This window comes from Collinsella sp. AM23-17 (assembly GCF_003470945.1).
Lineage (GTDB): Bacteria > Actinomycetota > Coriobacteriia > Coriobacteriales > Coriobacteriaceae > Collinsella > Collinsella aerofaciens_O.
Genome location: NZ_QRHU01000008.1, coordinates 35320 through 55087, shown reverse-complemented (window position 1 = coordinate 55087; position 19768 = coordinate 35320). Strand labels below are relative to the sequence as shown.

The 19768-nt window shown below is 60.9% G+C and carries 18 protein-coding genes; 8 read left to right on the top strand and 10 right to left on the bottom strand.

Translation table 11 applies throughout. The annotated features are described in order from the left end of the window. Window positions 1-54 precede the first annotated feature (54 nt). Together DW645_RS04245 and DW645_RS04240 are read left to right on the top strand one after the other, a co-directional pair. On the top strand, window positions 55-1962 hold the full coding sequence (locus DW645_RS04245) for an elongator complex protein 3 (RefSeq protein WP_117842918.1): 1908 nt from the start codon (window positions 55-57) through the stop codon (window positions 1960-1962). Next, a complete protein-coding gene (locus DW645_RS04240) occupies window positions 1963-2841 on the top strand; it encodes a spermidine synthase (RefSeq protein WP_117842917.1) in 879 nt (292 codons plus the stop codon). It abuts the gene before it with no gap. A 26-nt stretch (window positions 2842-2867) separates the two neighbouring features. Here the strand turns inward: DW645_RS04240 and DW645_RS04235 are convergent, their stop codons facing one another. The 9 genes from DW645_RS04235 to DW645_RS04195 form a co-directional block, all read right to left on the bottom strand. Continuing rightward, window positions 2868-5312 (bottom strand): DEAD/DEAH box helicase, encoded by a 2445-nt coding sequence (locus DW645_RS04235; protein ID WP_118226440.1) that lies wholly within the window; start codon window positions 5310-5312, stop codon window positions 2868-2870. A 116-nt stretch (window positions 5313-5428) separates the two neighbouring features. Continuing rightward, window positions 5429-6733, bottom strand: a complete 1305-nt coding sequence (locus DW645_RS04230) for an ATP-binding protein (RefSeq protein ID WP_118226438.1) — start codon at window positions 6731-6733, stop codon at window positions 5429-5431. After that, window positions 6726-8465, bottom strand: a complete 1740-nt coding sequence (locus tag DW645_RS04225) for a TerB N-terminal domain-containing protein (RefSeq protein WP_233505685.1) — start codon at window positions 8463-8465, stop codon at window positions 6726-6728. The genes DW645_RS04230 and DW645_RS04225 overlap by 8 nt, the downstream gene beginning before the upstream one ends. Before the next feature lie 87 nt (window positions 8466-8552). Then, window positions 8553-9269 carry a DUF554 domain-containing protein gene (locus DW645_RS04220; protein ID WP_172622415.1) on the bottom strand — a complete coding sequence of 239 codons (717 nt, stop codon included), beginning with the start codon at window positions 9267-9269 and terminating at the stop codon, window positions 8553-8555. A 118-nt stretch (window positions 9270-9387) separates the two neighbouring features. Beyond that, entirely contained in the window at window positions 9388-10818 is a 1431-nt protein-coding gene (locus DW645_RS04215; RefSeq protein ID WP_117842914.1) for a hypothetical protein, read from the bottom strand. A gap of 18 nt (window positions 10819-10836) precedes the next feature. Beyond that, a complete protein-coding gene (locus tag DW645_RS04210) occupies window positions 10837-11052 on the bottom strand; it encodes a hypothetical protein (RefSeq protein WP_147325188.1) in 216 nt (71 codons plus the stop codon). Window positions 11053-11098: 46 nt separating this feature from the next. Beyond that, on the bottom strand, window positions 11099-11698 hold the full coding sequence (locus DW645_RS04205; protein WP_118226434.1) for a hypothetical protein: 600 nt from the start codon (window positions 11696-11698) through the stop codon (window positions 11099-11101). A gap of 90 nt (window positions 11699-11788) precedes the next feature. Next, the gene (locus tag DW645_RS04200) at window positions 11789-12298 is read right to left on the bottom strand and encodes a hypothetical protein (protein WP_117842913.1); all 510 of its coding nucleotides are present in this window, start codon (window positions 12296-12298) and stop codon (window positions 11789-11791) included. Next, window positions 12295-12591 (bottom strand): hypothetical protein, encoded by a 297-nt coding sequence (locus DW645_RS04195; protein ID WP_089573322.1) that lies wholly within the window; start codon window positions 12589-12591, stop codon window positions 12295-12297. The genes DW645_RS04200 and DW645_RS04195 overlap by 4 nt, the downstream gene beginning before the upstream one ends. 345 nt (window positions 12592-12936) lie before the next feature. Between DW645_RS04195 and DW645_RS04185 the strand changes: the two genes are divergently transcribed. The 3 genes from DW645_RS04185 to DW645_RS04175 are packed head-to-tail and all read left to right on the top strand — an operon-like array spanning window position 12937 to window position 16562. Further along, complete coding sequence (locus DW645_RS04185) at window positions 12937-14538, top strand: FAD-binding oxidoreductase (RefSeq protein WP_117803728.1); 1602 nt, start codon at window positions 12937-12939, stop codon at window positions 14536-14538. A gap of 2 nt (window positions 14539-14540) precedes the next feature. After that, window positions 14541-15356, top strand: coding sequence for an electron transfer flavoprotein subunit beta/FixA family protein (locus tag DW645_RS04180; RefSeq protein ID WP_117848252.1), 816 nt, complete (start codon window positions 14541-14543; stop codon window positions 15354-15356). Further along, the gene (locus DW645_RS04175) at window positions 15357-16562 is read left to right on the top strand and encodes an electron transfer flavoprotein subunit alpha (RefSeq protein ID WP_117786359.1); all 1206 of its coding nucleotides are present in this window, start codon (window positions 15357-15359) and stop codon (window positions 16560-16562) included. Here DW645_RS04175 and DW645_RS04170 read toward each other — a convergent pair. Next, window positions 16559-17371, bottom strand: a complete 813-nt coding sequence (locus DW645_RS04170) for an HD domain-containing protein (RefSeq protein ID WP_117786360.1) — start codon at window positions 17369-17371, stop codon at window positions 16559-16561. The two genes, DW645_RS04175 and DW645_RS04170, sit on opposite strands and share 4 nt — an antisense overlap. Before the next feature lie 126 nt (window positions 17372-17497). Here DW645_RS04170 and DW645_RS04165 point away from each other — a divergent pair, with 126 nt between their 5' ends. The 3 genes from DW645_RS04165 to DW645_RS04155 all read left to right on the top strand — a co-directional run bounded on the left by DW645_RS04165 (window position 17498) and on the right by DW645_RS04155 (window position 19668). After that, entirely contained in the window at window positions 17498-18190 is a 693-nt protein-coding gene (locus DW645_RS04165; protein ID WP_117786361.1) for an AzlC family ABC transporter permease, read from the top strand. Beyond that, the gene (locus tag DW645_RS04160; protein WP_117563496.1) at window positions 18180-18503 is read left to right on the top strand and encodes an AzlD domain-containing protein; all 324 of its coding nucleotides are present in this window, start codon (window positions 18180-18182) and stop codon (window positions 18501-18503) included. The genes DW645_RS04165 and DW645_RS04160 overlap by 11 nt, the downstream gene beginning before the upstream one ends. A gap of 142 nt (window positions 18504-18645) precedes the next feature. After that, on the top strand, window positions 18646-19668 hold the full coding sequence (locus DW645_RS04155; protein WP_117635479.1) for a 2-keto-3-deoxygluconate permease: 1023 nt from the start codon (window positions 18646-18648) through the stop codon (window positions 19666-19668). Window positions 19669-19768: the final 100 nt, after the last annotated feature.

Sequence of the window (19768 nt, the reverse complement as noted above, 5' to 3'; positions counted from 1 at the left end):
TGGAGGCGCCGGGGCCGTGACGGGCTCCGGCGCCTTTGCCTTTACAATGGGGGCATGGAACAGATTATTTTGAACATACTCGAGGCTCTGCGTCGCGGTGAGACCGTGGACGACAAGGCGCTCGTCAAGTTGATACATGCCGAGGCGCGCCGCGAGGGTGCCGACAAACGCGATTTGGCCAAGCGCCGTCTGCTGCCGTTCTACCAGCGGGTGAAGCGTGAGGAGCCGGCTCGTTGGGCTGGGTGGAATGTCGATGCCGAGCTGGAACGTCGACTGCTGCAGGTGCTGCGTATGAAGCCGCGCCGAACGGCCTCGGGCGTGGCGACCATTACCGTCATTACCAAGCCGTGGCCCTGTTCGGGCGATTGCCTGTTTTGCCCCAACGACCTGCGCATGCCCAAGAGCTATCTGCACGCCGAGCCGGCATGCGCCCGTGCGGAGCAAAACTGCTTCGACCCGTATTTGCAGGTGAGCGCTCGTTTGACCGCGCTTTCGCAGATGGGGCATGCGACCGATAAGATCGAGCTCATTGTGCTCGGTGGTACCTGGAGCGACTATCCGCAGGGGTATCAGGCATGGTTTATGTCGGAGCTCTTCCGTGCGCTCAATGAAGACGCCGTGGCGGGCGTGGCGGCTAACCCCATGCTGGCACGTCCGGGCATCAGCCGTGCCGAGGCGGGGCGCCTGCTCGATGACGCTCCCGCCGATGCCCTGCCGCCGGTGGTGGCGGAGCGTCGCGAGCGCTATAGGGCTGCCGGTATTGCGACCGATGAGGCCGAGCTTGCCGCCGGCGTTGCCGGCGTGCAAGGGCGTGTGGATGCTGCCGAGGGTGGCTATAACCGCGCGGTGCGTCGTCTGTACGGCCCCGGCACGCCTTGGGGCGCAGTCGCCGAGTGGCAGACGGCAACGATGGAGGAGCTTGAGCAACAGCAGCGCATCAACGAGACGGCGAAGCATCGCGTGGTGGGACTCGTTATCGAGACGCGCCCCGATGCCGTAACGCCGCAGGCGCTTACGCTTATCCGCCGCCTGGGCTGCACCAAGATTCAGATGGGTATCCAGAGCCTCGACCAGCACCTGCTCGATATCAACGAGCGCCGTATTACGGTGGCACAGATCGAGCGAGCGTTTTCGCTTGCGCGCCTGTTTGGCTTTAAGATTCACGCGCACTTTATGCTCAACTTGCTGGGCGCCACGCCCGAGGGTGACAAGCGCGACTACGAGCGCTTTATGACCGAGGGCGCCTTTATGCCCGACGAGGTCAAGGTCTACCCGTGTGCGCTCATCGAGGGTTCGCGCCTGGTGGGCTGTTACGAGCGTGGCGAGTGGCGCCCCTATACCGAGGAAGAGCTGCTCGACGTACTGGCCGATGACATCGTGGTGACGCCGGCGTTCTGCCGCATCAGCCGCATGATTCGCGACTTTAGCTCCGACGACATTATGGTGGGCAACAAGAAGCCCAACCTGCGTCAGCTCGTTGAGAACCGCCTGGCTGCTCGGGGTGACGGTGCGACGGTGCGTGAGATTCGCTATCGCGAGATCAGCACGGCGGGTGCCGACCTGAACGAGTTGGCCCTTGACGAAGAAGTGACGTACGAGACGCCGGTGACGCACGAGCGCTTTTTGCAGTGGGTGACGCCGCAGGGCAAGATTGCGGGCTTTTTGCGGCTGTCGCTGCCCGATCGCGCATTTGTTGCCGCGCATGCGGACGAGTTGCCGACGACGCCGGACGAGGCGATGATTCGCGAGGTACACGTGTATGGCATGGCGGCGCGCGTGGGGGATCAAGGCCAGGCAGCCCAGCACCATGGATTGGGGCGTTTGCTCGTAGAGCGTGCGTGCGAGATTGCCCGGGATGCGGGTTATGCACGCATCAACGTGATCAGTGCGATCGGCACGCGTGAGTACTATCGCCATTTGGGTTTTTACGACCATGGACTCTATCTGCAAAAGGAGCTCTAGATGAACAAGCCGAGTGTTTCTGCCGGCGTCGTTGCCGGCGTTGCTCTGGGAGCCGCGGCGCTTGGTGCGGCCGCCGTCGCTGTTCGCGCCGCCTGCCTGCAGGTCGCGAGGACCCGCAATGGGTTGGCGCGTGTGAAGCGCGTGCACGATGAGAGCGGTGAGGAAGTCCGCGTGTTGGTGCAAGGCAGCGTCTACCAAAGCGCGACCTACGTTGGCGAGCGTTGGGCAGAGCCCGTCTTTGCGTACTATCGTGCGTTTGACGATGTGTTTGAGGCCGAGGATGCCATGCGCGATGCTTATGGTCATGGCATCGACCGCATGCTTATGCTGGGCGGCGGAGGGTTTGCCTATCCCAAGTTCGCGCTGATGTCGCACGAGAGTTTGCGCATGGACGTCATTGAGTACGACGCCGAGATTACACGTCTGGCGCGTCGTTGGTTCTACCTAGACGAGCTGGAGCACGCGGTGGGCGATCGCCTGCGGGTGATTACCGCTGAGGCTCGCTCGTATCTGGGCGTGACGAGTGTGGGGCATCGTCGCTACGATGCGGTCGTGAGCGATTGCTTTGGCGGTGCCGAGCCCGTGCGCGAGCTGGCGACGATTGAGGCGCTGCGTTTGGTGCGGGGCAGCCTGAACCCCGGCGGTATCTATGCGGCCAATATCGTGAGTGCGAACGAGGGGAGCGATGTGACGTTCCTGCGCGGTTGCGTTGCCACGGCGCTCGAGGTGTTTGCGCATGCCTGGGTGGTTCCCTGCGGCGACGCGGAATTTGGCGGCGAGGAGAACTACCTGCTCATCGCCAGCGACGGCGACTATGTCTTCGCCGAAGCCGTGCCTTTTAACGCCGACTTCCTCGGCACCGTCCTTCACGACAAGTAAGTCTCCCCGTACCAAAAAGACTGGTTTTATGTGTGGTCGCACCAGCCGAGAACGCGCTGCTTCATGCCTTCGATGTCGAGCACGCCTTCGGCAAAGCCCTTACGCACGAGCTCTTCGGGAACGAACTCATCGTAACGATCAAAGTAAGGCACTTCGCCGGGATAGACGAGCTCGATGGGATCGAAGTCCTTCTCGGCCTCGGCGGCGAGCACCTCAAAGAACGTCTCCTCGTCGGCCTTCATCTTAAACTGCATAAAGTACGGGCGTGACGGGTCAAGTCCGCGAAGGCCCAGTTCCGCGGCACACTTAATTTTGAGCATGCGCTCGAGCGCCAAAAAGGCGTAGCTGCCCAGCCAGGGGAAAAGTGCCCAGGTATCGCCGCCCAGGTTGATGAGCGGCTTAGTTCCCGCACCCGAAATATCGGCCGTATGACGAGCCTGCGCCAAGCGGGCTCTCGCGTTGCCCATAAGGTACGGATATGTCGCGTGCTCGTTGAGCGCCTTGCGCATGCGCTCGAGTACGTGTGTATTGATGTCACCGGGGCAGTCGCCAAAGTAGGCCGGCACCCGGCCCTTGACCTGCGTGGCAAAGACGGTATGACGCTTCCAGTCCACTTCCTCGACAATCCAGCAGTGTCCGGCGATGGCGATGCGCTCACCGGGCGGTGGCGGATTGACGATCGTGCCCAACTCGGCCGACTCGCTGCGAACGGTGAACTCTTCGTTTTCCTGGAATACGGCGTAGAACTTAAAGTTGTTAATGATGCGCTCGCCCGCGAGACCCACGATGAGCCCGCCACCCTCGGTGACTTGGATATGGTCGATGGTAATGAGGTGACGCAGCAACACGCGATAGTCATCGGCCGAGATGCGATGGAAATAGCTGAGTGTGAGCACGCGCTGGGCAAGCTCTGCCGGCGTGAGTTCGCCGGTGCTGGCAAGCGTCGACATAGTCTGGTGATAGAGCAGACTGTAGGGGAGTCGATCGAGCTCGGGCGGCTCGACCCACTTTTCCTCGCGATAGAGTTGTACGAGTGCGATGCCCTGGAGGAGCTTCCAGGGAATGGTCTCGGGCATCATCGTGCGCGGCTCGGGTTCTTCCTCGCGCATGACGAACCACATCTCGGGCGGAAGATCGCGGCGTCCCGTGCGGCCCATACGCTGCAAAAAGGAGCTGACGGTAAACGGCGCATCGATCTGGAACGCGCGCTCCAGACGGCCGATATCGATGCCGAGTTCCAGCGTAGAGGTGGTGACGGTTGTCTGTGCCTGCTCCTCATCGCGCATGAGTTCCTCGGCCGTCTCGCGCAGCGATGCCGAAAGATTGCCATGGTGGATGAGGAAACGGTCGGGCTCGTGCCGGCTCTCGCAGTAGCTGCGCAGCATGGAGCACACGGCCTCTGCCTCCTCGCGCGAGTTGGCAAAGACCAGGCATTTGCGGCCGCGCGTATGCTCAAAGATATAACCCATGCCGGGGTCGGCGTTGTCGGGCGCCGTGTCGGTGGGGTTGAGAAGCGCCTGCTCGGTCGCACGTGGGATGTCGACTTCGCCCTCGGGGGCCGAGGAAGTGCGACGGTCTTTGGGAGCGGCCTTGCCCCGCGCCTGCTCACGACGTTGACGGTGTTCTTCCTGTGTAAGCTGTCCGCTGTGGCACATGTCTTGTCCGGATGCGGGCAGCGCCGCGGGCGCCGCCGTCTCAATACGCTCGCAAGCAAGCACCTCGGCTTCTTGTGGACCTGTGCCTACGAATCCTCGCTGCTGAGCCTGGGGGCCCGAGTTGTAGAAGTGCTCCATGGAGATGCGCCACACGCGGCGCGGTTCCTCAAAGCGGGGGATGATGCAACCGCGTCCCGTTCCCTGTGAGAGAAAGGCGCCCGTGCGCTCGGGGTTGCCGATGGTGGCAGAAAGGCCAATGCGGCGAGGCTGCACGCCGGCCATGCGCGAGAGTCGCTCGATAAGACAGAGCGTCTGACCGCCGCGGTCGCCGCGCATGAGCGAATGAACCTCGTCGATAACCACATAGCGCAGGTCGCAAAACATGCGCGGGATTGCCATGTGCTTATGGATCAGGAGCGCCTCGAGCGATTCGGGCGTAATCTGTAGGATACCGCTCGGCTTTTTGATGAGTTTGGCCTTGTGTGATTGTGAGACATCGCCATGCCAGTGCCAGACGGGGATATCGGCTTCTTCGCACAGGTCGTTGAGGCGGACGAATTGGTCGTTGATGAGCGCCTTGAGGGGGCCAATGTAGAGGGCGCCCACGCTTGCGGGCGGGTTCTCCCAAAACTCGGTCAGGATGGGAAAGAAGGCTGCCTCGGTTTTGCCGGAAGCCGTTGACGCCGTCAGGAGCACATTGTCCTGTGTGTTGAAGATGGCATCTGCCGCCGCAACCTGGATAGAGCGCAAGCTCTCCCAATCGTGGGAGTAGATGAAGCCTTGGATAAACGGGGCGTAGCGGTCAAAGGCGTTCACGGGGCCTCCTTTCAACAACGAATTTCTCAACGCGGCTGGCAACGGCTTGCTGCATTACTGCTTCAACGTTTGCCCAGATAAAACCTGCCAAAATAAACCTGTCCCTTTTTGGTAGGTTAGATGGTGAACTCGGCGAAGTTGCGGTCGCCGCCTGCGGTGCCGGTGTCGCCTGTTGCGGCTGCCGGCGCCAGCGCGTCGCCGCCGACGCTTTGCAGCAGCTCGGCCACGTTGGCGTCGGGGTTTTGGCATAGGATGTCGAGCAACTCGATAAAGTCACGAATGACCTCGCGCGGCGTCAGGTGCGTGTCGGCTCCCACACGACCGAACTCAATCTTGAGGAAGTCAACCAAGTCGTTTTCGGTCAGCGTGGGCGTCCAGCCAAAGTAGCCGGCGTGAATTTGCATGAGTTTTTCGATCAGCACCAGCAACTCCTCGTAGGTGAGTGGTTGCAGGCGGATGATGGGCGCAAGCATGTCCTTAAGGTCCTCGCGCGCAAAGCGGCCCTGGGCGAGTCGGCTGCGTAGGGCCTCGTAGGAAAACACACCGCGGCGGCGGTCCTCGATGGAGGTCGGCGTGCCACCCATGATCATGCCCAGGTACTGCGCCTTGCCCTGAAGTGTGTCGTTGTACATGGTCAGGATCTTCTCGTAGTTGTACTGGCGCGTGATGGCGTTGGGAATCTTATACAGATTCACGAGCTCGTCGATGAGCACCAGCATGCCCTTGTAGCCGCTGCAAACCAAAAAACGCGCGATGAGTTTGACGTAGTCGTACCAGTCATCGTCGCTGATGATGGTTGAGGACCCCAGTTCGGCGCGAGCCTCGCTCTTGGTGCGGTATTCGCCGCGGATCCATTTGGTCACGCGGCTCATGGCCTCTTCGTCGCCCTCGGATACGGCCGTGCGATAGCGGCGAAGCATGCGGGTGAAGTCGAAGCCGTGGACCATCTCCTCGAGCGGGGTCAGTTGGGCATTGACGACCGACTCGTCGACGTTGGCACACGAGGCGACCCAGCGATCCAGAATAAGGTTGAGCGCACCGCCCTCGGGGCGCGTCTTGGTCGATATATTGCGGATGAGCTCGCGGTAGGTGGCAAGGCCCTGCCCCTGACCGCCCTGCAGGCGTCGCTCGGGCGACAAGTCGGCATCGGCGACGACGAATCCCTCGCCCATGGCGTGCGTGCGGATGGTCTGGAGCAAAAAGCTCTTACCGGCGCCGTAGCGACCGACTAAAAAGCGGAAGCTCGCGCCGCCATCGGCGATGAGACTTAAATCGGTGAGCAGGGCGCGGATCTCGACCTCGCGCCCTACGGTGATGTAAGGAAGGCCGATGCGCGGGACCACGCCGCCCTTGAGCGAGTTGAGAATGACGGCAGCGACGCGCTTGGGCACGCGGGGTGCTGCGGATGCGGTATCACTCATGGTCTAGGTATCCTCTCACGTCTGCTTCGTAGTCCTCGATAATCTGCGGCCCTGCCGCGCCGAATTCGATAACGGTGTCTCCCACCAGGTCAAAGAGCGCCTCGTTGATGGTATCGACAAGCATGTCCTCACTCTTGCCCGACTGCGCCACCGCCGATGCCGTCTGCGCTGCGTTTTGCTCGAGTAGTGCTCGAAGATAGGCGTCTGCGGCGGGATCGAGTGCGGACGCGGTGTCAGCGGACGTGGGTGCTGGTGCGAGGAGCGGGGCCACGACGCCAAACTGCTCGGTGGAGATGGTCGGCTCGCTAGCCTCGTCCTGCTGCATGGTCGTCGCGACTGGTTCGGCGATCGTGCCGGCCACGGGCTTGGCTTCCCGTCGTTCGGCAACTGTCACCTCGGCATCCGCAAGCGTGCCGTCCTCGCGTTCCTCGTCGATCAAAAGCGCTTCGCGCGTTTGTGCGGCAGCGCTCCGAATGTGCCCCAGCTGGCTCAAATCGATATCGATCTTGACGGGCTGGTGTGCGGCGTCCCACGAAAGCCATGCCACAATCTCGTCATCGATAATCTTGGCCAGATATTTGGGGACCTTTTCTTCCTTAAGGGGATGGGCGGGGTCCAGCGCCAGGCGCAGGCGTTGGTCGCAGGCGCGCATCATTTCACCGAGCTTGCTGCTCTTTTGCCTGCTACCGTGAATCCGCATGCATTCCCAAAAACCGTTTTGGCAACGGTAGATATGGATGGGGTCCAGACGGTATTCGCAGTCCTCGTGGCGCTCGGGCGCAAAGAATACGGCCGAGGCAAACATGGTGTAGGGCATGGCCGTCTCCTCCCCAAATAAACTTGCCACGATGCCGGTCTTTCGGTGCGTGTCATAGTAGCGCGCCATGCGGACATACACGGCGCACGCCACGTGGCGCAGATCACGGTGGTGGCTGCGGTCGAGCCGCGAGCTACTTAGGTTGTACGTGGAGAGGGCGTTGATGGCGGCCATGAGTCGCTCCTCGCGCACCTCATCGGGCGGAAGGGGGAGCGTGGGCTCGGAGGTTTTGCGACGCTTAGGGGTCTGGCCGGACGGTGCCGGTACAAGGTCTCGTGCCGCGCGCCGCAGTTCGATAAGGGCGTTATCGAACATGACGGTTTTAGAGTCGCGAAGCAGCTTGGGGTCGAGCCCGTGGAACACGGCGTAATCTTGCAGCCACACGCGCGCAAACCGGTCGATGCCGGGCTCGAAGGCGCGATAGACATCCCAAAAAGCCTTGATCTTGTTAAAACCATCGAGTGGATTATCTACGCCAATGCCGCAGATCAGCTCATAGAGATACAGAAAGGCAAAGGACGTAGACGTTTCCTCGACGGTTCCGCGGCGCACTTGGGCACGCCAGGTAAAGTAGCCGCGCAGTTGCCGGTCGCTCATGGCGTTGTAGGTGGGAAAGTACGACTTAAAGGTGCCGTTGTAGGGACAGTCGTCCTCAAAGTCGGCCATCAGCAGGCCCTGGCGGTAAAAAAGCTCGGCTTCCGAAAGCCAGCGGCCCGCACCGCCCTTGGGGTCATCCTGCCAGCGCGATATCTCGCGCATTTTACGGTACTGGTCGGGGAGGAAATTCTGCATCTGTCGGCCGGTTTTGAGAATCGGCTCGTCTGCGTAGGTTTCGTTTGAGAAGCGGGCGGACTGATGGGTCCGGGCCTCGGCCATAATGCGCTCGATGAGCATCTTGATGTCCTGGTCGGCCACCGCTCCTCCTCTCGAACGCAGCTACGGTGACCTCATATCATAGCACAGCATCAAACAGATGTTCGAGATACCGCTGCGTTGCTAGATTTAGAACAGGAGGGCGTATATGACGGCGATGACGACGGAGGGAAGCATATTGGCCGTGCGGAAGGTCTGAGGACGGATGAGGTTGACGCCGACGCAGAAGATGAGCATGGAGCCTACGAGCGAAAGGCTGTTGAGGGCTGCTGTGGTCATGATGGGGGAGAGCGCGCCGGCAAACAACGTGATCGTCCCCTGGAACACGGCGACGGGCAGGGCGGAGAAGATGCAGCCGCGGCCAAGCGAGGCCGTCATGGTGCAGACGATGATGCAGTCCAGTGCGCCCTTGAGGGCAAGCGTTGACCAGTCGCCGAGCAGGCCGTCCTGGATCGATCCCACAATGGCCATGGCGCCGATGCACACGGTGAGTGAAGTCGAGACAAAAGCGTTGGTGAACTCGTTATCGCCCTCACTGCCAGTCTTGCGCTTGAGCCATTCGCCAAGGTTCTCGATGGCGGCCTCCAAGTTGATGGCCTCGCCGATGAGCGAACCGAGCGCAAATGAGACGATGAGCATGGTGGTACCGGTGGTCGCTAGCGCCTTTCCATCGATGATGAGCATCTTTTGCATGGTGCCGCCCAGGCCGATAAACAGGACGCACAGCCCCGATGCTTTCATGAGCGTGTCTTGGATGCGCGGTGTAATGAAGCGGCCGCCCGCTAATCCCAAAAGACCGCCCGCAACTAAAAGCGCAACGTTGATGATTGTTCCCAAGCCCGGCATGAGCCCTCCTGTATTGATGCCAACGTGGCAATCGTAGCAGAACGAAATGCGAGGCACATCGCGACTCATCTAATACGTTATATAAGTGGTATTAGGAATGATGCGCAGCATTTAAGCCTCAGGTGGTTGTCGGGACATAGGGGTAGTAGTCAAAGCGCAGTGTCATAAGCCGCTGCGGGGATTCAATAGCCGCGGCGATGATATTGGCATCGCGGGCACGATCAAACCCTTCGAGTTCGATCTGATACGAGACGTCTTGCATAATGTCCAGACGTCGCCAGGCTAGAAGTGTGTCGCCATCGAATTCCAAGGTCTTGCCTCCGTCTGGGGCAACGGCGTATAGACGCAGTTTAGCGGTGGTTGCAGGGTCGACAACCGTGACCTTTTTAATTTCGTTTCGAGTATTCTTGGCGCCCAACAAGGTGAGCAGTGTTGGGGCCACGACCTCGCCCGATGGCAAAAAGACGACTTCGATGGATTCGGGAAATGCGATGATGGCCGACTTGCGGACGGGCTGATTGGCGGCGGCAACTTCGATGTTTGCAGCATCGATGACCTCTGTGTGGTCGAGGGCGGCAAGCACGCAGCAGTTACCTTCATCGATCTCCTGAGGATCAGCAAGTCCCAGACTGTCCGCGAGCTCGGGATCGTTTGGACCGGTAGCGGGCTCATTCGGTGCTTCGAAAGAAGCTGGGACGCTGTTTGTCGGCGACGGCGTGTCGCCCGCACCTGCTTCTTTGTCCGTGCTCTCTTCTTGTATGGTTGCGTTGATGGGTTCGTCGTTTGAGGGGAGCGTCTTGGCGTCAAGCGCGGAGGGGACAATCCCGATGGCTCCGGATCCGTTCCACTCCATCTCGAGAAGCGCCGGGTCGGCAAGAATGCGTTGCCTGCCTAGCGTGTGGGTATCGATCGCAATAGGGCCTGCCTCCGTCCCGCGCGTAAGGCTGAGCGATCCGGCCGGCTTCTCGAAATGAATGTCTGTGTCTTCGGTACTGGCGGCGTAGAACAGCAGGGATGCTTCTCCCGCCGCGATGGCATCGGTGCCCGCCTTGGTCAGCCGCAGCGATGCCGTGAATGAGAGGGTGGGCTGCACATCGTCTGCATTCGCGGCGGCGCAGCCCAGACATATACCGCCTCCTTTCTCGAAAAACGCACCGTCGAAGGCGACCTTCGCTCCGTTCGCCGAGTCATCGACCGAAGCGATATCGATGCGCAACCCCAAATCGCACGGATCGCCATCTGCATCGAGCACAATCGAGCGCCATGTGCAGACGGCGCACCCCGCCTGGGAGCCGTTTGCCTTGTTCGAACGATTGATATCCACGACTATCGAGCCGTCCGTATTACGACGAAGGCATCCCGAGGTTGAGATTGCGGCCTGTGCGAACGAAAAACGCTTGCACGCAATGGCGCTCGACGGATTTGGTGCGGAGCTTAGGGCTGCTGGTAAGGAGTCTGCCATGACGGGAGTCGCCCAAGCGGCGACAGGCGTTCCGGTTGCGAGCGCGCCGCAGAGTGCGACGACGGGCAAAAGGTTCTTCGATGCCATGGGGTCTCCTTAGCTAATTTAGTGCGGCCTGTCCGTGTTTCGTTTCTGGCTGCGTTTGATGTGCAGACCGAGGCCGGCGGTTCCCGCACCTGCTGCCGTGGCGCCTGCTGCCAAGAGCCATCGTCTGTCGTCTGTCTGTGCCAACGGTTCCTTGCAGTTGCCGCGGTCGAGCTCCGAGAGGTCGACCGTCACTTGCGTGGCGGCCTGCGCCTGTTCTTGCTGGGCAAAGGCCATGGCTGGCCCAAACGCTAGGATACTGACGGCGGCCAGGGCGACGGCCTTATGCCGTGTGCGCACCGGGCTCGACCGTCCAGGTGATCGTTGCAACCTGATCGCCTTCGCCGGTTACGCGGAAGATGTCGCGCGTGACGCGGGCGACGTTTCCGCTTGTCTTGAGCTTAATTTTGTCCGTGCCGCCGGCAATGCCCTGGTAGCCCATGTCGAAGGCTGCATTCTTGGAAAGATCGAGGCCCGTCTCCTGCATTGCGGCGCTGGCGTTCTGGAGTGCGCCGTCGGGGCCGACCTTAAAGTCGATGGAATTCTGCGCGGTTCCGGCCTTGACGTCGGCGGCAATGGTCCAGGTGTTCATGGCGTCGATCTTCATGTTGGTGACATGGATGCCGTAGGCCGAATGATTGTCGATGGTGGTCGCGTCTTCTGAGGGGCCCTGAAGCGTGCCGTCGGCCTTGGCGACGAAGGGAATAACCGTCGGAACTTTGAACTCTACGTTGTCGATCTCGGTCCTGACCATTACTTTCGTGGTTCCAACGCGCCCGGCTGCCAGAGCTGGCGTCGGGGCGGCGCCCATTGCGAGCGCGAGCGCGAGCCCTGCGCCCACGACGAGCGCTCTGGCTCCGTTCATGTTCCTGGTGATGTCCATGGTCGTTCCTTTCTATTCGCCGCGGGCCGTCCCCGCGATGATTGGACGAATGCTGGTGAATTGCGTGCGGTGTCGCGTCGGCCGAAAAAGCTAGTTCTCGGCTTGCTCAACCCGTACCTTGACACGTGTCGGATTGCCGTGGCTGTCGAGGGTCTTGGCATCGAGTGCCTGGATCTCGATGTATGCCTCGCCTTCTTTGATGTCGCCGGCGGGGCACGTCTCGATTGTCTTGCCGGTCTCGACCACACCGGATTCGTACATGGTCTCGTCGTTTTGGATGACGCGGAATCGCTGGGGAAATTTATTGTCTTGGACGTTTTGCACGTTGACGCGCAGCTTGCCGTCCTCCTGTAGCTGAGCGACCGGCGCGACCGAAATCGTCATCATGTTGTCGCGGACGATGGCATCGAGCTCATCTTGGATTTCCTGACGCGTTTTGCCCCCGGCCGTCGTGACTGAGGCGCCCGCTTCGGGCACGGGCTGCGACTGCCAGGCGTATAGCCCTACGGCGATGAGGGCGCAGGCGATAGCCAGGCAGACAACGACGAGTTTCTTGCGACGCCCCAGTCCTGCGAGGCGGGGCGGCTTCTTCGCACTCATGCGGCGTCCTTGGTGGTGTAGACACGTGCGAACGTGGACGGGTCCGCTCCAAAGAGCATGTGAAGCATCAGGCGGCGCGAGTAGATGAGCTCGTCAAAGTCGTGAGGGAGCTCGATGTCGTGGATACGCGCGATGTGGTGGGCGAGCGCCGAGAACGACTCGGGGTCGCAGATAACATCGGTGGTGACGTGGTAGACCGCCGTATCGGGGAACGCCTCTTCGTCGAAAGGCAGGAGATAGGGATCGTCGTCGACCTCGATGGCGACGCCGTACTGGGGCCAGTAATATGCCATGGGAACCTCCCTGCTTCTGGGGCCAAAACTTCTATCGGTTTTGGCCGTCGACGCCGACCGTATCAGCCGCTACTTGACCAATTTCTGACCAAATGCTTGACGGATTGACATCTCCGCAGGTAAAAGGTGGAAAAATTACTTCAACTTTTTTCGAGCGACAATCGAGCGGTCGGCGACGGCGGGGCGATATGTGTCAAAAGCATCGTCTGCCGAGGAAGCCTTGCCGTTCGCCGAATTGCACAAACGTAAAAATCGCCAATTATGGAGACGGTCTCGAACACGTCGACGAAACGATGCGGTAACATCTCCCTGCAAACACTGTAGTTAGCTAAAGGGGGAGTTCGCGTGTCTGCAACCATTAAACCCTTCACCGATGAGTTCGAAGAGTATGGCCGCGATGAATCTCGTGCATCGGGCGAAGCATCGAGCATCTCGTTTCCGACAACGGAAGACGAGGTCCGTGCCATTTTGGAAACGCTCCATGCCGAGCGTGTCCCGGTAACGGTTCAGGGCGCCCGAACCGGCCTTGCCGCCGGTGCCGTGCCCCACGGTGGGCATATCCTCAATACTTCCCGTATGAATCGCTACTTGGGCCTTCGCCGCGATGAACAAGGCCAATTTCTGCTGCGCGTGGAGCCGGGCGTTGTGCTCTCGGAGCTGCGTAAGCAGCTGAGCAAGAAGGTACTGCCGACCGCTGGTTGGGACCAGGCATCGCTTGAGGCCTACGAGGAGTTCCAAGAGTCCCCCGAGCAGTTCTTTCCCACCGATCCCACCGAGGCATCTGCCTGTCTGGGTGGCATGGCGGCATGCAACGCCTCCGGCGCCCGCAGCTACGCTTACGGCCCCATGCGCCCGCATATCACGGGACTCCACGTCGCGCTGGCTGATGGCGATTTGCTTGAGCTTCAGCGCGGCGAGGCTTTTGCCCAGGGCCGCCACCTGTCGCTCGTGACGGCAGAGGGTCATACATTCGAGCTTGATCTTCCTGACTACACCATGCCCAAGACCAAAAATGCCTCGGGGTATTTTGTTGCGGACGATATGGACGCCATCGATCTTTTTATCGGTGCGTGCGGCACGCTCGGCGTCATTACCGAGCTCGAGATCGCCCTGCAGGCGGCACCTTCGGTCGTATGGGGTGTGAGTTGCTTTTTCGATAGCGAAGACAAGGCCGTGTCCTTTACCGATTCCGTGCGTCCCGTGCTGTCCCATGCCGCCGCTATTGAGTATTTCGATGCTGGCGCCCTGGATATCCTGCGTCGCCAGCGCGAGCAGTCGACAGCGTTTGCCTCGCTGCCGGCGCTCGACGACGAGGCAAAGGTCTGTGTCTACGTGGAGCTCGACTGCGATGACGAGGCGCAGGCGACCGAGGAGCTGTACCGCCTGGGATGGGTGCTGGAGTTTGCGGGCGGCCGCGACGATGCGACATGGGTCGCCCGCACCGAAGTCGATCGCGAGTGCCAGCGGTTCTTCCGCCACGCGGTTCCCGAGAGCGTCAATATGCTCATTGACGAGCGTCGCCGCATCGACCCCACCATTACCAAGCTGGGCTCGGACATGTCGGTGCCCAACGCACGCTTGGACGATGTCATCGGCCTTTATCGCCGCACGTTAGCCGAAAGTGGGCTTGAATCTGCTGCCTGGGGGCACATCGGTAACAACCATCTGCATGTGAACATCCTGCCGCGCGACGCGCAGGACTACCGTCGCGGTGGCGAGCTGTTTGCCCAGTGGGCTGCGGAGGTAACGGCTATGGGCGGTGCCGTTTCTGCCGAGCACGGCGTCGGCAAGATCAAGGCGGGCTTCTTAGAGACGATGTACGGTCACGAGGCCATGGTCGAGTCGGCGCGGCTCAAGCTCCAGCTCGATCCCGACGGGCAGCTGGGTCGCGGCAACCTGTTTTCGGAGAAGCTCTTGGATGAGCTCGTCCAGAAAGGGGGCGCGTGAAGATGAGCGATTTCCATATGGTGGTGTGCGTCAAGGCCGTGCCGGGCAGCACCGAGGTCAAGATGGACCCCAAGACCAATACCATCGTGCGCGATGGCAAGCAGGCGGTCATTAATCCCTTTGATGCGAGCGCTTTGGAATGCGCGCTGGCGCTGAAGGACGACTTTATCGGCTTTGGCATGGATGTGCGCGTGACGGTGGTGTCGATGGGCATCCCCGCGACCGAGTCGCTGCTGCGCGACTGCATCGCTCGAGGCGCCGACGACGCGCTGCTGCTGACCGATCGCGCCTTTGCAGGTGCCGATACCCTGGCGACCACCTATGCTCTCAAATGCGGCATCGAGGCACTCGACGAGGACTTCGACCTGCTCATCTGCGGCAAGATGGCGGTGGATGGCGATACGGCCCAGATTGGTCCCGAGCTTGCCGGTGCCTTTGAGATTCCCTGCGTGACCGACGTGAGCTGCGTGCAAAGCGCGGGCTTTACGACGTGTGGCTCGCTGGCGCTCGTTCACGGATGCGATGCCGGCGAGGAGACGGTGTGTCTTGAGATGCCGTGCGCGATGACGACTGCCAAGGAGATTGGCCAGTTGCGTATGCCGAGTATTGCCGGTATTCGCGCGGCGGAGGAGGCGGACGTGCGCGTGGTCAGTGCCGCCGACGTGAACGCCGACCCCGCGCGTTGCGGTCTTGCCGGATCACCGACGCAGGTCGTGCGCTCGTTTGTGCCCGATCGTGACCAAACGTGCGAGGCCGTTGAGGGAACGGCGTCCGAGCAGGCGGTAAAACTTGCCAAGATTATTGAGGGGATGGCATAGATGAGCGGGCTGATTATCGATAGCGAAGCCTGTATCGGCTGCGGTCGCTGCGTTCGCGCCTGCGCCTCGGGCGGCATTGTGGTGGAGGGTGAGCGCCCCAATCGCTGTGCCCGCGTAACCGACGGCTGTATCCTGTGCGGTGGGTGCGTCGACGCCTGCCCCGTCAACGCCATCTCGATTGAGCGCGACGAGGCCGCCGGCGCGGCAGACCTTGACGCATATCGAGACATCTGGATCTTCGTGCAAACTGACAAGCACGATGCCGTGGCATCCGTGGCCTTCGAGCTCATGGGCAAGGGGCGCGAGCTTGCCGATGCCCGCGGCTGCCGTCTGGTGGCACTGGTCGGCATGAGCCCCGAGGGCTCACTCGGGGACCTGGAGCATCTGATTTGCGCCGGTGCGGACGAAGTTCTGGTCTGTCGTGACGAGCGCCTGCGTCAGAACGACGCGGAGGTCTACGCCCGCTTGATCTGCGATTTGGTAGCCGAGCGCAAGCCCGAGGCCATTCTGTACGGCGCGACCGCCTTTGGTCGCGAGCTGGCGCCCGGTGTGGCCGTGCGCTTGCAGACGGGCCTTACGGCCGATTGCACGGTGCTTTCTATGGATACGGAGACGGGCCTGCTGCAGCAGACGCGCCCGGCGTTTGGCGGCAACCTGGTGGCCACCATTATCTGCCCCAACCACCGTCCTCAGATGGCAACGGTGCGCCCCGGCATCTTTAAGGCGCCCGAGTTTGACTATAGCCGCTCCGGCACGATTGCCCAGGTAGTGCTTGCGGATGACGTTAAGGCCCGCGTCGAGATCTCGATTCCCGCCGAGGAGTGGGGACAGCAGGCCTCAATTGCCGATGCCGAGCGTCTGGTCGTGGTGGGCCGCGGCATCGGCTCCAAGAAGAATCTGCCCCTGATGCGAAAGCTCGCCGATGCCCTGGGTGCCGAGCTTGGTTGCACGCGTCCCATTGTGGAGGCAGGCTGGTTGGAGTATCGCCACCAAATTGGCCAGACGGGTGTATCGGTCTCGCCCAAGCTCCTCGTGAGCATCGGTGTCTCGGGCGCTATCCAGCATCTCGCCGGCATCGGTGGGGCGGAGTGCATTGTCGCCATCAATGAGGACCCGGATGCCCCCATCTTTGGTGCCGCCCAGTACAAGGTCGTCGGCGATGCCGTTGAGATCGTTGAGGAGCTGCTGGCTCAGCTTGAGCGCTAAGCGCGCGTCAGCCAGTCGCGCATCTCGTCCTTTAGGCGGCTCCAGGTTGCCTGCGTGGCGGGGTCGGTAAAGGGCCGCGTAATGCCAAAGGGCGCGTCGAGCAGGCGATAGATATCGCCTTGCTCGCGCGCCAGTGCACGGCTTGCCGGATGGACGAGCTCAAACATAAAGCAGATGAGCCCCACCAGGTAGTCCGCCGGCTCGTTGCGCTCGTCACGCGCGACGCAGCGATGCTCGTCAAAGGCGGTAAGCGCCGGTGTCGAGAAGTGGCTGGCGAGAAACGTGTCCTCATCCACCTTGAGGATGGTCTCGACGGTGCTGTCGGCGATGGTGCGCATAATGTCGATCTTGTCACCATCGCGCACGATATCGCAGAAGCTTCGCGTGCGCACGTCGAGCTGCGCGGGTAGACGGAAATCGCTGTGATAGGCAATGCTCGCTCGGATGAGCTCATCTTCTGCCGGGTCATCGATAAAGTCGCGGATGCTTGTTACGACGGGTGCATCGGCGGGATTCTCGCCAAAGAGGACCTCGATGCCCAGCGCCGCATGGCCCATGCTCTCGGCGTCCTTAAAGGTGTCCCAGCGTCGCAGCTGCTCAAAGCGGCCCATATCGTGTAGCAGGCCGCAAAGCCATACCAGGTCAATATCTTCTGACGACCAGCCCTGCTCGCGCGCTACGGCATCGCATGCCTCGGCCACGTGGTACGTATGCTCGATTTTGAGCGCGATGCGTGGGTTGGTGGCGTCGTAGGCATCGGTGTAGCTTTTGAAGGCCGCGCGCGCCCGGTCTCGATCGATAGCTGTCATAATGACTTCCTAAAAAGTTGTGTCTTTCGATCCGGTGGCAATTGTAGGTGAACTCGGTTGCTGTCGGATGATGATTCTGCCGTGTCGCTACATGCGGCTCGGAGACTTTATCAGGATGAGAAGTGTATGGTGCTCAAAATCGTTAGAACCGTCTGGCCAGTGATGCTTACCTATGTTGCAATAGGCGCGCCGTGCGGAATGATCATGGGGCAGACGGGAATGGAGCCCTGGATGGTCTTTGCTCTGAGCAGCACGTTTGTGACGGGCAGCGGCCAGTTTATGATCTGCAATCTTTGGCTGGCGGGCGTACCGGCACCTTCGATTATCGCGAGCGTCGCCGCCATCTCCTCGCGCTTCGCTCTTTACTCGGCATCGATCGCACCCCATCTGGCGGGCGCCTCGAAGCGTCAGACGCTGGCTGTTGCCGCGACGCTCACCGAGGAGGCATACGGCATCTCGCTTGCCAAGCTGGTTGAGGGGGAGGATTGGGGCCCGCGCGAATCCTTCGTGCTCAACGTGATCCTCATCGCGACATGGGGCGCTTCGTGCACGATGGGTGCCATCGTCGGTGCCGTTGTCGATGTTCCCACCGCTATTGCGAGTTTCGTCTGCACGTCGCTCTTTATCTGTCTACTCTTTTCGCAGCGGCTGTCGCGCGGCAACGTTGTCGCGGCGGTTTCGGGCGCGGTGTCCGTCGCCGTATGCAAGTTCTTGGGCCTCACGAATATTGCCGTGCTGGCAAGCGTCGTGGTCGGCATTGCCATTGCGCTGGCGTGCGATGCTGTATTAGACGGAAGAGGTGCCCGCGATGCCCGTTAACGAGTTCTTGGTTCTGTGGCTGTTGTCGTGGGCTGCTATCGCGTTCTTTCGCATCGCGCCGGCGTTTGCCTTGCGCGGGAGAACGCTGTCGCCCCGCATTACCGAGGCCCTGGGTTATATCCCGCCCGCTGCCTTTGCCGCGCTGGTCGCCAACGACTTGGTGAGCCCCGGCGCGTTCGACGCGGGACCCTGGCCTGCCTTGGTTCCCTGGATTGCGGCTGCCGGCGTCGTGGCCGTGGCGGTCAAGACAAAATCGATGCTGTGGTGCTGTGTTTCGGGCATCGTGTTCTATATCGTTTTGAGCCTCATATAAGAGCGGGGCACGTTTAGCGCCCCTGTCCAACGAATCGAATTTCTCACCGAGCTGGTCTATTTCTTCTGGTACCATGGTCAAACTTTACTGTAGCAAAGTGTGACGTGGGCTTTTGTACCCCGTCAGCGGAAATGGGGGTTTCATGGCACAGGAAGCGACCGCCAACGAGCAAAAGAAATTCAAGGTCCCGCGCATCCCGGGCGACATCATGATCTATCCGATGATCGTCGGTCTTTTGCTCAACACCTTCTGCCCGCAGGTTTTTGAGATCGGCGGCTTCTTTACGGCTGCCTGCCGCGGTGGCTCCAATACCATCGTCGCCGCGATCCTGCTGTTTGTGGGCGCCGGCATCAGCTTTAAGTCCACGCCGGGTGCCATCAAGACCGGTATCGTTGTGCTGATCCCCAAGCTGGTCGTCGCAGCGGCTCTCGGCCTGGGCGTGGCATATTTCTTTAACGACAACTTCCTGGGTCTGAGCTCCGTGTCTATCATCGGCGGCATCACGTTTTGCAACATGGCGCTCTATACGGGCATCATGGGCGAGTTCGGCGATGAGTCCGAGCAGGGCGCCGTCGGTATCCTGTTCTTTACGGCTGGCCCCGCCGTCACGATGATCATCCTCGGTGTTTCCGGCCTCGCCAACATTCCCATTGGCACCATTATCGGCTCCATCTTGCCACTCGTTATTGGCATGGTTCTGGGCAACCTGTTCCCGTTTATCAAGAACCTGCTGGTTCCCGGTGCCAATCCCGCGATTGCCGTCATCGGATTTCAGCTCGGTGCGTCCATGAGCCTTTCGAGCTTCATCACCGGCGGCATCTCGGGCATCCTTCTGGGCCTCATCACCCTCTTTATCGTTGGCCCCATCACCTTTGCCTTCGAGCGCTTGTGCGGCGGCAACGGCAAGGCCGCCGTTGCTTGCTCCACCATCGCCGGCACGGCTATGACCACGCCGGTTGCTCTTGCTGAGGTCGCGCCGCGCTATGCCGAGCTTGCGCCCACCGCGTATGCGCAGATCGCCACCGCCGTTATCATCACGGCGATTATGGCTCCGATTCTGACTGGCTGGGTCGACAAGAAGTTCTGCCAAGGCAAGGAGGATCTGTCGCCTGTCGGTGTAGAGGCCATAGAGGAGGCCGTCGCGACTGACATCGATGGCGAGTAGCAATCGATACCCATCAATGATGCCGGCGTGTGCAATTCGCGCCGTATGGGCGCCCGAACAGAAACTGTTTTGCAGTGATGTTCGGGCGCTCTGCTATTAT

Coding starts and splice junctions, on each gene's coding strand:
- DW645_RS04245 (WP_117842918.1), top strand. CDS start 55: ATGGAACAGATTATTTTGAACATACTCGAGGCTCTGCGTCGCGGTGAG.
- DW645_RS04240 (WP_117842917.1), top strand. CDS start 1,963: ATGAACAAGCCGAGTGTTTCTGCCGGCGTCGTTGCCGGCGTTGCTCTG.
- DW645_RS04230 (WP_118226438.1), bottom strand. CDS start 6,733: ATGAGTGATACCGCATCCGCAGCACCCCGCGTGCCCAAGCGCGTCGCT.
- DW645_RS04220 (WP_172622415.1), bottom strand. CDS start 9,269: ATGCCGGGCTTGGGAACAATCATCAACGTTGCGCTTTTAGTTGCGGGC.
- DW645_RS04215 (WP_117842914.1), bottom strand. CDS start 10,818: ATGGCATCGAAGAACCTTTTGCCCGTCGTCGCACTCTGCGGCGCGCTC.
- DW645_RS04210 (WP_147325188.1), bottom strand. CDS start 11,052: ATGGCCTTTGCCCAGCAAGAACAGGCGCAGGCCGCCACGCAAGTGACG.
- DW645_RS04205 (WP_118226434.1), bottom strand. CDS start 11,698: ATGGACATCACCAGGAACATGAACGGAGCCAGAGCGCTCGTCGTGGGC.
- DW645_RS04200 (WP_117842913.1), bottom strand. CDS start 12,298: ATGAGTGCGAAGAAGCCGCCCCGCCTCGCAGGACTGGGGCGTCGCAAG.
- DW645_RS04195 (WP_089573322.1), bottom strand. CDS start 12,591: ATGGCATATTACTGGCCCCAGTACGGCGTCGCCATCGAGGTCGACGAC.
- DW645_RS04180 (WP_117848252.1), top strand. CDS start 14,541: ATGAGCGATTTCCATATGGTGGTGTGCGTCAAGGCCGTGCCGGGCAGC.
- DW645_RS04175 (WP_117786359.1), top strand. CDS start 15,357: ATGAGCGGGCTGATTATCGATAGCGAAGCCTGTATCGGCTGCGGTCGC.
- DW645_RS04170 (WP_117786360.1), bottom strand. CDS start 17,371: ATGACAGCTATCGATCGAGACCGGGCGCGCGCGGCCTTCAAAAGCTAC.
- DW645_RS04165 (WP_117786361.1), top strand. CDS start 17,498: ATGGTGCTCAAAATCGTTAGAACCGTCTGGCCAGTGATGCTTACCTAT.
- DW645_RS04160 (WP_117563496.1), top strand. CDS start 18,180: ATGCCCGTTAACGAGTTCTTGGTTCTGTGGCTGTTGTCGTGGGCTGCT.
- DW645_RS04155 (WP_117635479.1), top strand. CDS start 18,646: ATGGCACAGGAAGCGACCGCCAACGAGCAAAAGAAATTCAAGGTCCCG.